We start from the raw sequence: 14,309 nt of genomic DNA, 5'->3' as shown, positions 1-14,309 counted from the left end.
CCACCATGACAACGGCTCCCACCCCGGTGCCGACCCCGGCCGCCACTGACCACAGTGGCGGCGCGGGGGTCTCCGGCACCGCCTCAGCGACCTCCCCCACCGTCCCCGCGCAGCGCGCCCCCGGCCGGCCCACCGCCGGCCGGCGCCGACTGCGCCCGCGCGCCGGCGGCTGGCTGGCCACCGTCCCGCTGCTCGCCTTCTTCGCGATCAGCTTCGGCCTGCCCGCCGTCGCCATCGCCATCGGCGCCTTCACCGCCTCCAGCGACGCCGAGACCGGCGCCGGCCAGTTCACCACCGACAACCTCACCGCCTCCGTGCAGGGCGCCTACTGGACGGCCCTGCTCAGCAGCGTGAAGCTGTCCGCGCTCACCGCCCTGCTCGGCACCCTGATCGGCCTGCCGATCGCACAGGCCGTGGTCACCTCCCGCCACAAGGCCGTCCGCGAGGCCGTGCTGTCCGCCTCCGGCGTGCTCGCCAACTTCGGCGGCCTGCCGCTGGCCTTCGCCTTCGTCGCCACCCTCGGCAACGCCGGCGAACTCACCAAGCTGCTGCACCTCACCGACCACGGCTGGAGCCTCTACTCCTTCACCGGCCTGACCGTGGTCTACCTGTACTTCCTGGTGCCGCTGATGGTGCTCAGCATCACCCCGGCGCTGGACGGCCTGCGGGTGCAGTGGCGCGAGGCCGCCCACAACAACCGGGCCACCACGCTGCAGTACTGGCGCCACGTCGCCCTGCCGATCCTCTTCCCGTCCCTGCTCGGCGGGTTCGTGCTGCTCTTCGGCAGCGCCTTCGCCGCCTACGCCACCGCCGCCGCGATGGTCGGCGCCACCGTGCCGCTGATCAGCCGCTCGATCGCCGACGCGCTGTCCGGCAACGTGCTGGTCGGCCAGGGCAACCTCGCCCTCGCCCTCAGCCTCGACATGATCGTGGTGGCCGCCCTCGTGATGGCCGTGTACCTGCCCCTCCAGCGCCGGAGTGCCCGATGGCTCAGCTGATCTCAAGGCTGCGCCTGTGGCGCGGCGCCGTCCTGCTGATCGCCGGCACCTACTTCCTGCTGCCGATGGCCGCCTCGGTGTGGTTCAGCATCGACGACCCGAAGGGCATCACCTTCGAGGCCTACACCGGCCTGCTGAGCGCCCCCGGCTTCACCGACAGCCTGTGGCTGACCCTGCAGCTCGCCGTGGTGACCGTGCTGGTCGTCCTGCTGCTGCTGGTACCGGCCCTGATCGCGGTGCGACTCGGCTCGCCGAAGCTGCGCACGGTGCTGGAGGTGGTCTGCACGCTCCCGCTGGTCGTCCCGCCGGTGGCACTCACCGCCGGCCTGATCGGCGTACTGCGCTGGGGCCCGGACTACCTGATGGACACCCCGTTCTTCCAGACCTTCGTGTTCGTCCAGGACCCGAAGTTCCCGCTGGTGCTGGTGATCGCGTACGTGCTGATGTCGCTGCCGCTGGCCTACCGGGCGCTGGACGCCGGACTGCGCGCGGTGGACGTCCGGACCCTGGTCGAGGCCGCCCGCAACTGCGGGGCGAGCTGGCCGCGCGCGGTGTTCACCGTGGTGCTGCCCAACCTGCGCGGGGCGCTGCTGAACGCGTCCTTCCTGACCCTGGCACTGGTGCTCGGCGAGTTCACCTCCGCCTCGATCCTCGGCTACCAGCCCTTCGCGGTGTGGATCTACTCGGTCGGCAACAGCCAGGCCCAGATGTCCGTCGCGGTCTCGGTGCTCAGCCTGCTGATCACCTGGGTGCTGCTGCTCCTGCTGGCCGCCGCCGGCCGTGAGCGCCGGCACCGCACGCCTGCCCGTCCCTGACACCGTTAGCGAGAAACCCCCATGACCACGGTTACCGCCCACGTTGCCGGCGCACCGCTCGCGCCCGGCAGCGCGACCGTCGAATTCCGTTCCCTGCGCCGCTCGTTCGGCGCCACCACCGCCCTGGACGGGCTCGACCTCACCGTCCACCCCGGTGAGCTGCTCGCCCTGCTCGGCCCGTCCGGCTGCGGCAAGACCACCGCCCTGCGGATCCTGGCCGGCTTCGAGCAGCACGACAGCGGCCGGGTGCTGGTCGACGGCGAGGACATCACCCGGATCCCCGCGCACCGGCGCGACGCCGGCATGGTGTTCCAGTCGTACAGCCTCTTCCCGCACCTGACCGCCGCCGACAACGTCGCCTTCGGGATGCGGATGCGGGGCACCGCCAAGGCCCGGCGGCGCAAGCGCGCGCTGGAGCTGCTGGAGCTGGTCGGACTGCCGCAGCACGCCGACCGCTACCCGCACCAGCTCTCCGGCGGCCAGCAGCAGCGCATCGCGCTGGCCCGCGCGCTGGCGCTGGAGCCGCGCGTCCTGCTGCTCGACGAGCCGCTCTCCGCGCTGGACGCCAAGGTCCGCCTCAGCCTGCGCGAGGAGATCCGCCGCCTGCAGCAGGAGCTGGGCATCACCACCCTGTTCGTGACCCACGACCAGGAGGAGGCGCTGTCGATGGCCGACCGGGTCGCCGTCCTGCGGGCCGGGCGCCTGGAGCAGTGCGCGACGCCCTCCGAGCTGTACGCCCGCCCGGCCACCGCCTTCGTCGCCGAGTTCGTCGGCACCATGAGCCGGATCCCGTGCGTGCGCTCCGGCGAGGGGGTCGAGGTGCTCGGCCGCAACCACCCGGCGGACGGCGAGATCCCCGCCGACGGTGAACTGCACGTGCTGGTAAGGCCGGAGAACGTCGGCCTGACCCCCGCCGCGAACGGCCCGGCGCTGGTCGTCGCCGCCTCCTTCCTGGGCGCCGTGACCCGGCTGACCGTCCGGCTCGCCGACGGCACCGAGGTCAAGACGGACCTGCCCACCGAGGCCGCGGCCAATCTGCCGATCGGCAGCACCGCCGACATCACCCTCCCCGAGCGGCCCGTACTGGTGGACCGCCGCCCCGCCTGACACCGTCGAACGGGAGCCCGCGCGGCGAACGGCCGGCTCGTCCGGGCAGCCGGCTCGTCGGACCGCCGGCTTGTCCGGGCAGCCGTCCTGGACGGACCTGTCCTGGACGGGCCTGTCCTGGACGGCCGGCCCGGCGGCCCGGCGACCGTACGCGCGGCACCCGCACGACCGGCTCCACCCGAAACACCGAAAAAGGTACCGCCATGCCTGCATCCGACCTGCCCGATTCCGCCCTGCCCGGCTCCGGGCCGACCGACCCCGGTTCGACCGGTTCCGCTGGTTCCGCTGGTTCAGCCGGCTCTGCCCCTTCCGCCCGCTCCGGCCGGCCCTGGGCGCCGCCCGCCGCCGTCCTGTTCGACATGGACGGCACCCTGGTCGACACCGAGCACCTCTGGTGGCAGGCCGCCGCCGAGATCGCCACCGGGCTGGGCCTCACCCTGACCGACCAAGACCTGCCCGAAGTGCTCGGCCAGGCGATCGAGCACACGGCCGGCCACCTCCACCGCAGCAGCGGCACCGACCTCAGCGAGGCGGAGCTGGCCGCGCGGCTCGGGGACAGCTTCGCCGGCAAGGTGGCGGCCGAGATCGTGCCGCGCCCGGGAGCCCTCGCCCTGCTCGCCGCGCTGCGGGACGCCCAGGTGCCCACCGCGCTGGTCTCGGCCTCCCCCCGGCGGGTGGTCGACCTGGTGCTCGGCAGCCTGGGGCGCGACTGGTTCACCGTCACCCTGGCCGCCGAGGACACCGAGCGCACCAAGCCCGCCCCCGACCCGTACCTCGCGGCCGCCGGCCTGCTCGGCCTCGACCCGGCCGGCTGCGTCGCCGTCGAGGACACCCCGACCGGAGTCGCCTCCGCCCACGCGGCCGGCTGCGCCGTGCTGGCGGTGCCCTCCGCCGTCCCGATCGCCGCCGCCCCCCGGGTCACCCTGCTCGACAGTCTGGAGCGGGCCGATCTGGCCCTGCTCGGGAAGCTCGCCGCGGCCCGGGCGGTTTGACGGACCATGCCCTATCTGCTGCTGAGCCTCGCCATCGTCAGCGAAGTCTGCGCGACCAGTTGCCTGAAGCTCACCGAGGGCTTCAGCCGGCTCTGGCCGAGCCTCGGCGTGGGAGTGGGCTACGTGCTCTCCTTCGTCCTGCTCGGTCAGGCCCTGAAGCACATACCGGTCTCCGTCGCGTACGCGGTGTGGTCCGGGGCCGGCACGGCCGCCGTGGCCGGCATCGGCGTCCTCGCCTTCGGCGAGAGCCTGGGCCGGGCCCAGTGGCTGGGCCTGGCCCTGATCATCGTGGGCGTGGTCGCGCTGAACCTGCGCGGGGGGCACTGAGCCGGCTGCGGGTTGACCGGGCTGCGCGGGCTGCTTCCGGGCTGCTTCCGGTTTGTGGATGCGCGGTGGCCGAGTTGGTGGCCGGGCGTCAGCCGGAGGGGGTCCGGGCGGCATGCGGCCGGGGTCCGGGCCAGCCGTCGGGGACATGTTCTGACGGTCGCGGGGCTCGGGGCGCGCCCCGAGCCCCGCGGTCGACTCGTGCACCGTCATGGGGGTGGTGCCGTCTCCTGCTGCGACGGCGGGTGCGGTCCTTGGGTTGAACATGTAGGCCGGTCTATCGCGGGGTTCACTCGTAGAGCGGCCGGCTCGGCGCGGCGACCCCTAGCGGAATATGTAGGCCGGTCTATCGAGTGGGACACCCATATGACAGGGAGTCGTTGACGCCACGGCTCCCGCGAGGACCAGTCCCGCCCATGGACAGAATATGTAGGCCGGTCTATTCTTTCGCCATGGGAGCAAAAGGCGAGGAGACACGCGCTCGGCTGATCGCCGCGACGCGGGCGCTCATCGAGGCGCAGGGATACTTCGGCACCGGCCTCAACCAGGTGCTGGCCGAGAGCGGGGCGCCACGAGGCTCGCTCTACTTCCACTTTCCCGCCGGAAAGGACCAGCTGGTCGGGGCAGCCCTGACCGAAGCCGGACTTGAGATCAGCGGACTGATCGACTCCTTCACTCGCGACAAGCTGAGCGCGGGCGTCATCGTCCGGCGACTGCTGGACGCCTTCGGCGACCGCATGGAAGGGTCCGGCTACACCAAGGGCTGCCCGATCGCCACCGTCGCCCTGGAGGTTGCGGGCGGGAACGAGGAGCTCCGGAAGGCCTGCGCCGAGGCCTACGACAACTGGCAGCAGGCACTGGCCGCGCAACTGGTCGCCGAGGGCCGGACACCCGAGGCGGCCGACGTCGCCGCCGGCGCGGTGCTCGCCCAGTTCGAGGGCGCATTGCTGCTCGCGCGGGTACGACACAGCCGCACTCCGCTGGATCAGGCGGCGCGCGCCACACAGTTGCTGCTCACAACCTCCTGAGGCCGGACGGGGTGACTCGGGCGGGCCGGCTTCGCGGCCACCTCGAGAATATGTAGACCGGTCTACCCAGGGCGCGGAGACCACCGCCGCACCCGCGATCGAGTGTCATCCCGTCAACAGCCGGAGCAAGTACCCACCTCCCCCTTCCATGCACCACCCATCCTTCCGACCGTCCAAAAATTATGTAGATCGGTCTACCGAGAGGTGTTCGCGCACATGCCCCCCACCAACAGCCCCACGCCCACAACCCCCACCACCCTCGTCCTCGGCGCCACCGGCTTCATCGGCCGCTGGCTGGTCCTCGAACTCCTCTCCTCCGGCCTCACAGTCGCGGCCGCCGTCCGAGGCGGCACGCGGCGCGACGGCGAACTCCGCAACTGGCTCCGTGAACACGGCGCGGACGATCGCGGACTGCTCACGGTCGAGGCCGACATCACCCGTCCAGGGCTGGGGCTCAGCCCGACCGACGACGCGCAACTGGCGACCGTCCGAGACGTCTTCAACACCGCGGCCCTCTACCGTTTCGGCCTGTCCAGGGCCGAGGCCCACGCCGCCAACGTGGACGGCGCGCTGCACGCGCTGCGCTGGGCGTCCACCCGGCCACGGCTCCGCCGTCTGGTGCACATCTCGGGTTATCGCGTCGGGACGGGCCCTGCCGTCTTCCCGCTCCCACCCCACGAGGCCGACGAACGGTACGCCCGACTCGGCGCCTACGAGGCCTCGAAGCTGGAAGGCGACGCGGCCGTCCGCGTCGAGGCGGGCGGACTGGACGTGCCGCTGACCGTGGTGAACCCAAGCAGTGTGATCGGGCACTCCGTCACCGGTGAGGCCGGTCAGTACATCGGCCTGGCCAACCTGGTCGAGCAGTTGTGGCACGGCCGACTCCCGGCGCTTCCCGGCAGCCGGCGCACCTTCCTCCCCGTGGTGGCGATCGACCATCTGGCCCGCTTCCTGGCCGCCGTGCCCGAGCACGACAGCGGCCCGCTCAGCGTGCACACGGTGCTCGACCCGGCGACCCCCGATCTGCCCGAGCTGGTCGGGATCGTGGCCGCGCACCTGGGCGTTCGCGCGCCCCGTCGGCTCATCCCGACGACCGTCCTGCGCCGGCTCCCCCGCGCGGTCACCCGCACGGATCCCGAGACGCTCTCCTTCATCTCCGAGGATCGCTACGACACCTCTTCCGCCGACCTGTTGGCCGAGTCCGCCGGTATCAGCCATCCGCCCGTCGAGGACCTGTTGCGGCGGTGGGCCGCCCGCCTGGTCGCGGACCGGTTCGGCGCCGCACCCGGAGGGCCGGCGGGCTCCTTCGTCGGGCTGGCCGGGAGCCGCAGCTACGTGGCGGGCGAGCGGGAAGCACCCGGCTACGTCCTGCTGCACGGTCTGCCGCTGGACTCGGACGGCTGGCACGCCGTCGTGGACCGCCTTCCGGCTCCCTCCCTGCTCGCCGACCTGCCGGGGCTCGGCCGCTCGTCGCCCGCCACCGGTAGCGCCTCGCAGTGGCTCGCCGAGCTCCTGGCGCCGGTCCGTTCGCGGCCCGTGATCGTCGCGCACTCGGCGGCCGCCGGTCCCGCGCTGGCCTACGCGGCGGCGCACCCCGAGCGGGTGTCCGAACTGGTGCTGGTGGCACCGTACTTCCTGCAGCCCCGGCCGCCCCGGGCGGTGCGGACGGTACCGATCACCGCGGCGGTCCTGCGCAGGGCGTCCGTCGACTTCCTGGCGGGCTCCCTGCTCGGTCCGGGCCCACGCAGTGCGGAGGCCGACGCCGCGGTGGCGGCCGCGGCGCTCGGCCTGCGCCGGCCGGGAGTGTCCGGACGAACCGCGCGTCGTCTGCGAAGCCTTCAGAGGCCGATGATGCGTGCGGAGTTGTCGGAACTGCTGCGGTCCTGCCCGGTGCCCGTACGGCTGGTGGTCGGCGAGCACGACCCGCTGACGGTGGCCGTTCCCGCCAATCCCGCGATCGCCCTCCCGGTCGTCACCGTTCCGGGGGCGGGCCACCATCCCCAGCTGAGTCATCCCGCCCGACTGGCCGAGGTTCTGGCCGAGTTGACCAACCCCGCTGCACCGGCGGACCTGCCCACCACCGACCCCGGGTCCACCGACCCCGGGTCAACTGCCCTGACGTCGCCCGACCCGACACCCACCGACCCGACCGCAGCGAAGGTGCACGTCCGACGGTGATCCCTCGGCCGGCGGCCGCACACCGTAGCCGCCGGCCGACGACCCAGGCCCAGGCCCCGACCCCGACCCCGACCCGGCCCAGGCCCAGGCCCCAGTCCCCGGGCCGTGTCCCCTTGCCGGCCCCGCCCGACGACACCGAGCGCGGCCCCAAGCCCGACCTCAACCTCAGGTCACCCACGCGGACCCACCCCGCCTGTGCAGCCCTGGAGTTACCGCGCGCCCCGGCGCCCGGCAACTCGCCGTTCACGCGCAGTACGCCGTCCTTCGGGTCAATAGGCCTCCAGTTGTGCAACCAACTTGACCTGAAGGATCCTCGTGGCCACAGGCAGCACCCTCACCCTCAGCTCCCCCGGCAGCCCCACCGAAGGGGACAAGCTCACCTTCCACTGGACCACCGGCGCGCCCGACGCCAAGAACTGGGTCGGGATCTACGACGGGGCCCGGCAGCCCGGCACCGGCTCCTCGCTGCTCTGGAAGTACACCCCCGGCGCCTCGGGGGACGTCCAGCTGGACACCTCCGCACTGACCGGCGGCCCGTACACCGCCTACCTGCTGGCCAAGGACGGCTACGGCATCCTGGCGCAGAGCGCGCCGTTCACCTTCCGTCCGAAGCCCTCCGTGCCGCGGCCGCATTCGGCGGTGGACGCGCTGACCGCGACCGCCGTGGCGCCGGGCGGGGCAGTCACCGTGAAGCTCGGCAAGCTGTGGTCCCGGCCGGCGGGCAACCCGGCCGGCACGGCGACGTTCCGCCGGATCGGCGGGGACAGCTGGCTCTCCGTCGCGGCGGACGGGACGGTCACCGGCACCGCGCCGGCCACCGCCCCGGCGCACCCGGGCCTGGTCACCGTCGGGGTCAAGGACAGCGCGGGTGCCACCGACACCGTGACCGTCCTGGTGCCCGTCCGCGCCGCCACCGGACCGCTGCAGCTCAAGACCGCGGCCTGGAATCTCTGGGACGCCGGCACCCACGTCACCGACGCGCTGGAGAAGCAGCTGCGGGTGATCCTCACCCAGGGCCTGGACGTGCTCGCGCTCCAGGAGACCGCCGGCACCGCGGCCCAGGCCCTGGCCGACGCCCTCGGCTGGTACGCCTACCAGAGCCCCGGCAGCGTCGGCGTGCTCAGCCGCTACCCGATCACCGCCGTCACCGCGGTGACGACCGCCCTGCCGGCCGCCGGTGTCACCCTGCAACTGCCCGGCGGCCGCACCGCCCGGTTCTGGGCCGCCCACCTGAGCGAGACCGGCTACGGCCCGTACGCCGTCCAGGACGGCCAGAGCGCGGCCCAGGTGGAGGCGGCGGAGAACGCCTCCGTCCGGCTGCAGCAGGCCAAGGCGCTGGCGACGGCGGTCAAGGCGGACATCGCGACCGGCGTCCCGGTGCTGCTGGCGGCGGGCCTCGCCTCGCCGTCCCACCTGGACTGGACGGCGGCCACCGGCCGACCGCTCAACTGGCCTGTCACGGTGGCGCTTCAGGCCGCCGGGCTGACCGATGCCTTCCGCAGCGCGCACCCCGACCCGGTCGCGCTCCCGGGGAACACCTGGTCGCCGACCCGCAAGGTCCGGGGCAGCAAGCCGGAGCCGCAGGACCGGATCGACCAGGTGCAGTTCGCGGGCCCGGTCACCTTGGTCGAGGCGCACACCCTGGCCACCGGTTGGCCGCAGGCCGACCCCGCGACGGCCGCCAACGAGTGGCCCTCGGACACCGCCGCCGCCGTCGCCACCTTCACCCTCTGAGAGGCCGGTCCACCATGCCTGAGCTTTCCCGCCGCAGCTTCGTCGGCGCCACCGCGGCGGCCGGCGCCGGCGCCCTCGTCGGCCTCTCCACCACCCCCGCCACCGCCGCTCCTGCCGACGCCGCAACCGCAACCGCAACCGCAACGGGCAGCATCGCGGACGTGAAGCACGTGGTCATCCTGATGCAGGAGAACCGCAGCTTCGACCACTACTTCGGCACCCTCGACGGCGTCCGCGGCTTCAACGACAAGCAAGCCCTGCAGTTCCCCGACGGCACGGACGTCTTCCGCCAGCCCGACACCGCCCGCGCCGACGGCGCCGCGATGCTCCCCTACCGGATGGACACCACCAAGTACAACGCCCAGAACGCCGGCGGCCTCGCCCACGACTGGGCCACCGGCCACCAAGCCATCAACAACAGCGCCATGAACAAGTGGATCGCCGCCAAGGGCGAACGCACCATGGGCTACTTCACCCGCACCGACATCCCCTACCAGTACGCCCTCGCCGACGCCTTCACCCTCTGCGACGCCTACTTCTGCTCACTCGCCGGCCCCACAGACCCCAACCGCCTCTACCTCTGGACCGGCACCGCCGGCCCCGGCCGCGACGGCACCACCGGCCCCTGGATCGACAACACCCCCGTCACCGACAACCCCGTCGCCGACTGGACCACCTACGCCGAACGCCTCCAGGCGGCCGGCATCACCTGGCGCGTCTACCACAACCCCAGCAAGGACGACCGCACCGGCGACTACGACGACAACGCCCTCTCCTACTTCAAGCAGTTCCACAACTACCCCACCACCGACCCCCGCTACATCAACGCGATGACCAAGTTCGACCCCGCCGCCTTCGACGCCCACTGCAAGGACGGCACCCTGCCCACCGTCTCCTGGCTCGTCGCCCCCTACCTCTTCTCCGAACACCCCAACGCCGGCCCCGCCTACGGCGCGCACTGGGTCAACACCGCCCTCCAGTCCCTGATGTCCAACCCCGCCGTGTGGCAGCACACCGTCTTCCTCGTCATGTACGACGAGAACGACGGTTACTTCGACCACATGGTCCCGCCCACCCCCGAGGCCGGCACGCCGGAGGAGTTCACCCAAGGACGCGCCATCGGCCTCGGCAACCGCGTCCCGCTCTGGGTCGCCTCCCCCTGGACCCGCGGCGGCTACGTCAACTCCCAGGTCTTCGACCACACCTCCGTCCTCCAGTTCCTCGAAAAAGTCACCGGCGTCCAGGAGCCCAACATCTCCGCCTGGCGCCGCGCCGTCTGCGGCGACCTCACCAGCTGCTTCGACTTCACCACCCCCGACACCACCATCCCCGCCCTCCCCGACACCACGGCCCTGATGGCCAAGGCCGACGCCGGCACCAAACTCCCCGCCGTCCCCCTCCCCGCCAACGGCACCCAGGCGATACCGGTCCAGGAGCCGGGCACCCGCCCGTCCCGCCGGCTGCCGTACCGGCCGTGGGCGGACGCGACGGTCGACCGGGCGACGGGTGTGGTCACCTGCACGCTGGCGAACCAGGGGTCGGTGGCGTTCCCGTTCACCGTGTACCCGAACATCGTGTTCCCGTTCGCGGGCACGCCGTTCACGGTCGCGCCGGGTGTCCAGCGGACCTACACCTGGGACGCCGCCACCACGGACGGACGCTACGACTTCACCGTGCACGGCCCGGACGGCTTCGTCCGCCGCTTCGCCGGCACCGTGGTCCGGGCGGGCCAGGACGACGTCGCGGTGCCGTCCGTCACCGCGGCCGCCCCGGCCCCCGGCGCCACGACGGTGGCCGTGCTGCTCGCCAACGGCGGCCGGACGGAGACGTCGTTCACCCTGACGCCCAACGACTTCGCCGGCACCGCCCAGACCACCTGGGTCGCCCCCGGTGGCAGCGTCACCGTCAACTGGCCTCTCGATCTGGGGCGTTACGACCTGACCGTGACGGCGGGCACCGGCACCCGGTTCGCCCAGCGGTACGCGGGCCGTCTGCACTGAGCCCGGCTCCGGCCCGGTGCCGCCCTCGTTCGGGGGCGGCACCGGGCCCGAACGACAAGGCTCGCGGGCCGGTGGCCGCTACCTGAGCGCCAGGTAGGCGTGGGTGTAGACGCAGGTCAGGCCGATGCCCCAGTCGTCCGCGTCGTCGCGCCGGAGCGCCGGGTCGGCGAAGGCACGTCGCAGGCCCTCGAAGGGGATCACCGTGAACTCGTTCCGGTCCGGGGCGGGTCTGTACCGCACCTCGATCCAGCCGTCGCGGACCAACGGCAGCAGCGGCGCGAGTTGGGCGTCCACCAGGCCCGCGCGGTCGGACTCGTCGAGGTCGTCCGGGAGGTCCGCCCAGATCCCGAACGGGCCGGTCAGCATCCCGCTGGCCTCCATGGCGCAGATCATCACGTCCCGTTGGTCCTGGTCCAGTTCCTCCCAGGCGGGCGGGGCGGGACGGGCGGCGGCGTCGGGAACCGCGTAGCGGTCCCGGCGCCAGTCCTCGCCCACCGCCTCGGTGGCGGCGAGACGGTACCGGTCCGGCGGCCGGGGGTTCCAGAGCCAGGTGGACGGCCGGCCGAGGAGATCCCGCAGCTCCGCCCCGACGACCGCCGGATCGTCCTCGGCCGGGAAGCTCCCGCGCAGCCTGCGAACGGTGACCAGTCCCCGCTCGGCCAGGTCGAGGGTCAGCGCCGCGAACGCGGGCACCAGCGCCCGCTGTTCGTCCTCGGTCCAGCTGCGCGGAGGCGGGGCCTCCGCCGCGCCCGCCCAGCGCAGGGCGGTGCCGTACACCTGGATCTGCCCGGCAAGCGAGCCACCGGACATGGCGGCCCGCAACAGGGTCTGTTCGGCGACGGTCAGTGAGTCCCAGGCGTGCACGTCGAGCATTCTCGCAGGCCGCCCGCGCGCCGGGGCGGGCCCGGTCAGCGGGCCAGCCGCCCCATCAGGGAGGAGGCCGCGGCGATGCCGGCGAGGGCCGCGAGGATGAGCACGCCGAAGTCCAGCCAGAGGTGGGACGGGGTGCCCAGCAGCAGGCCGCGCAGCGCGTCGACCTGGTAGCTGAGCGGGTTCACCTTGCTGACCGCCTGGAGCCAGCCCGGCATCAGGGCGACGGGGTAGAGGGCGTTGGAGGCGAAGAAGAGCGGCATGGTGATGGCCTGGCCGATGCCCATCAGGCGGTCCCGGGTGAGCACGATGCCGGCGATGGACATCGAGAGGCAGGAGAAGAACGCCGATCCGAGCACCACCACGACCACCACCCCGAGCAGGCGCAGCGGGTTCCAGGTCATCGCGACGCCGAGCACGGCGGCGATGAGGATCACCACCACGGCCTGGATCACCGACTTCACCCCGGCGGCGAAGGCCTTGCCGGCCACCAGGGCGGAGTGCGGGGTGGGGGTGACCAGGAGCTTGGGGAGCACGCCCGAGTCGCGCTCCCAGATGATCATGATTCCGTAGAAGATCGCGATGAACATCGCGGACTGGGCGATGATCCCCGGGGCCAGGTAGTCCAGGTACGGGATGCCGCCGGTCGGGATCACGTGCAGCCGGGTGAACGTCTCGCCGAAGATCAGCAGCCAGAGGGCGGGCTGGACGGCGCGGGTGTACAGCTCGGTGCGGTCGTGCCGGAGCTTCTGCAGCTCGACCACGCACATGGCGCCGACCCGGGCCGGGAAGACCGCCCAGCCGGATCGGACCCTCGGCGGGGTGCCGAGCAGACCGATGGCCGGAGCGGCCGGGGTCTCAGCCGACTCGGGACGCGGTACGACGGGTGTTGCGGACATCGCGGAACTCCCCTCCTGCCTGGTCGTCGGTGAGGCCGCTGCCGGCGAAGTGCCGGAAGACGTCCTCCAGGGTGGGCGCCGGACCGCCCGCCTCCCCGTTCGAGGCCCGCTGCCCGGCCAGTTCGGACTTGAGCTGGGCGGGGGTGCCGAGCGCCCGGATCCGGCCCCGGTGCATCAGGGCCAGGCGGTCGCAGTACTGGTCCGCCTCGTCCATGTAGTGGGTGGTGACCAGCACGGTCATCCCGGTCGCCGCGCGGACCTCGGCGAGGCGGTCCCAGACGCTGGTGCGGGCGATCGGGTCCAGACCGATGGTCGGCTCGTCCAGGATGAGCAGCCGGGGCGCGCTGACCAGGGCCTGGGCCAGCTCCAGCCGGCGGACCATGCCGCCGGAGTACGTGCCCGCCATCCGGTCGGCGGCGTCGCCGAGTCCGACCGCCTCCAGCGCCTGGGCGATCCGCGGCGCGCGCTCGCGGCGCGGCACGTCGTAGACCCGGGCGAACAGTTCGACGTTCTCGCGCCCGGTCAGGTTGGCGTCGGCGGACAGCTGCTGCGGGACGTACCCGAGCAGCCGCCGCACCGCCATCCGCTCGCGCGCCACGTCCAGGCCGAAGACCTGGACCATGCCGGCGGGGACCGGCAGCAGCGTGGTGATCGCCCGGATCGCCGTCGTCTTGCCCGCGCCGTTGGGGCCGAGCAGGCCGAACACCTCTCCCGGCGCGACCGTGAGGTCGACCCCGTCGACGGCTCTGGCCCCGCCGAAGCTGTACTCCAAGCCGGTGCAGCTCACCGCGTCCGCGGTACCCGTGCCGGTGCGGTCGGTCATCGCGCGGCCTCCTCCTCGTGCAGGTTCGCGGCCAGCCTGCGCAGCGCGGGCAGCGCCGCCGCGAGCGAGGCCCGGTCCTCCTCCGACAGCCGGTCCAACTGTTCGCGCAGCAGCGCCGCGCGGCGCTGCTCCCAGGCCCGCAGCCGGCCGGCCGCCGCCGGGGTGACGCGCAGCAGCGCCGCCCGGCCGTCCTGCGGGTCGGGCTCCCTGGTCAGCATCCCCAGTCCGATCAGCTGCCGGACCAGCGTCGACACCGAGTTCCCGGCAAGCCGCAGCTCCTCGGCCGCCTCCGAGACCCGCAGCCCCGGCCGGGCCCCGACCAGCCGCAGCAACTCGACCTGCGCACCGCGCAGCCGGGGCTCGGGCACTCCACGCCGGAGCCGGCGCCGCACCAGCCGGTTGATACCGACCAGCAGCCCTTCGAAGTCGCCGGGGAGTGCCGAGTCGTCCATGGTTCGATTTTAGCTCTCACTGAGAGCAAAAAGCTCGGGAAATCCCGAACCCGCCCCCGGACACGCCGGAGCCCCGCCATCCCCGGAGG

General features: G+C 73.0%; 13 protein-coding genes. 9 read left to right on the top strand and 4 right to left on the bottom strand.

Annotated features, from left to right (window positions below):
• Nucleotides 1-5 precede the first annotated feature (5 nt).
• The 9 genes from J2S46_RS28700 to J2S46_RS28660 all read left to right on the top strand — a co-directional run bounded on the left by J2S46_RS28700 (nt 6) and on the right by J2S46_RS28660 (nt 11,176).
• Nucleotides 6-998, top strand: coding sequence for an ABC transporter permease (locus tag J2S46_RS28700; protein WP_229912680.1), 993 nt, complete (start codon nt 6-8; stop codon nt 996-998).
• Entirely contained in the window at nt 986-1,813 is an 828-nt protein-coding gene (locus J2S46_RS28695; RefSeq protein WP_229912681.1) for an ABC transporter permease, read from the top strand. Before J2S46_RS28700 ends, J2S46_RS28695 begins: the two co-directional genes overlap by 13 nt.
• A gap of 21 nt (nt 1,814-1,834) precedes the next feature.
• Nucleotides 1,835-2,920 carry an ABC transporter ATP-binding protein gene (locus tag J2S46_RS28690; RefSeq protein ID WP_191289871.1) on the top strand — a complete coding sequence of 362 codons (1,086 nt, stop codon included), beginning with the start codon at nt 1,835-1,837 and terminating at the stop codon, nt 2,918-2,920.
• A gap of 350 nt (nt 2,921-3,270) precedes the next feature.
• Nucleotides 3,271-3,912: an HAD family hydrolase gene (locus J2S46_RS28685; RefSeq protein ID WP_268255690.1), complete on the top strand. Its 642-nt coding sequence runs from the start codon at nt 3,271-3,273 to the stop codon at nt 3,910-3,912.
• Nucleotides 3,913-3,918: 6 nt separating this feature from the next.
• On the top strand, nt 3,919-4,239 hold the full coding sequence (locus tag J2S46_RS28680; RefSeq protein WP_073928836.1) for a DMT family transporter: 321 nt from the start codon (nt 3,919-3,921) through the stop codon (nt 4,237-4,239).
• Nucleotides 4,240-4,688: 449 nt separating this feature from the next.
• Nucleotides 4,689-5,264, top strand: a complete 576-nt coding sequence (locus tag J2S46_RS28675) for a TetR/AcrR family transcriptional regulator (protein ID WP_191289872.1) — start codon at nt 4,689-4,691, stop codon at nt 5,262-5,264.
• Nucleotides 5,265-5,480: 216 nt separating this feature from the next.
• Entirely contained in the window at nt 5,481-7,442 is a 1,962-nt protein-coding gene (locus J2S46_RS28670; RefSeq protein ID WP_191289873.1) for an alpha/beta fold hydrolase, read from the top strand.
• Nucleotides 7,443-7,757: 315 nt separating this feature from the next.
• Nucleotides 7,758-9,176 carry an endonuclease/exonuclease/phosphatase family protein gene (locus tag J2S46_RS28665; protein ID WP_191289874.1) on the top strand — a complete coding sequence of 473 codons (1,419 nt, stop codon included), beginning with the start codon at nt 7,758-7,760 and terminating at the stop codon, nt 9,174-9,176.
• A 14-nt stretch (nt 9,177-9,190) separates the two neighbouring features.
• Entirely contained in the window at nt 9,191-11,176 is a 1,986-nt protein-coding gene (locus J2S46_RS28660; protein ID WP_191289875.1) for a phosphocholine-specific phospholipase C, read from the top strand.
• Between the two features lie 78 nt (nt 11,177-11,254).
• Here the strand turns inward: J2S46_RS28660 and J2S46_RS28655 are convergent, their stop codons facing one another.
• From J2S46_RS28655 to J2S46_RS28640, 4 genes are read right to left on the bottom strand one after another with little or no spacing between them, the layout of a single operon-like run.
• Nucleotides 11,255-12,040: a hypothetical protein gene (locus J2S46_RS28655; RefSeq protein ID WP_190214792.1), complete on the bottom strand. Its 786-nt coding sequence runs from the start codon at nt 12,038-12,040 to the stop codon at nt 11,255-11,257.
• A gap of 44 nt (nt 12,041-12,084) precedes the next feature.
• Complete coding sequence (locus J2S46_RS28650) at nt 12,085-12,945, bottom strand: ABC transporter permease (protein ID WP_191289877.1); 861 nt, start codon at nt 12,943-12,945, stop codon at nt 12,085-12,087.
• Nucleotides 12,905-13,768: an ABC transporter ATP-binding protein gene (locus tag J2S46_RS28645; RefSeq protein ID WP_191289878.1), complete on the bottom strand. Its 864-nt coding sequence runs from the start codon at nt 13,766-13,768 to the stop codon at nt 12,905-12,907. The genes J2S46_RS28650 and J2S46_RS28645 overlap by 41 nt, the downstream gene beginning before the upstream one ends.
• Complete coding sequence (locus tag J2S46_RS28640) at nt 13,765-14,220, bottom strand: MarR family winged helix-turn-helix transcriptional regulator (RefSeq protein WP_191289879.1); 456 nt, start codon at nt 14,218-14,220, stop codon at nt 13,765-13,767. The genes J2S46_RS28645 and J2S46_RS28640 overlap by 4 nt, the downstream gene beginning before the upstream one ends.
• Between the last annotated feature and the right edge of the window lie 89 nt (nt 14,221-14,309).

It is taken from the genome of Kitasatospora herbaricolor (genome assembly GCF_030813695.1).
In the GTDB taxonomy this organism is placed as follows: domain Bacteria; phylum Actinomycetota; class Actinomycetes; order Streptomycetales; family Streptomycetaceae; genus Kitasatospora; species Kitasatospora herbaricolor.
Note: the sequence above shows the minus strand (reverse complement) of the source record. Positions and strands in the feature narration are given on the sequence as shown.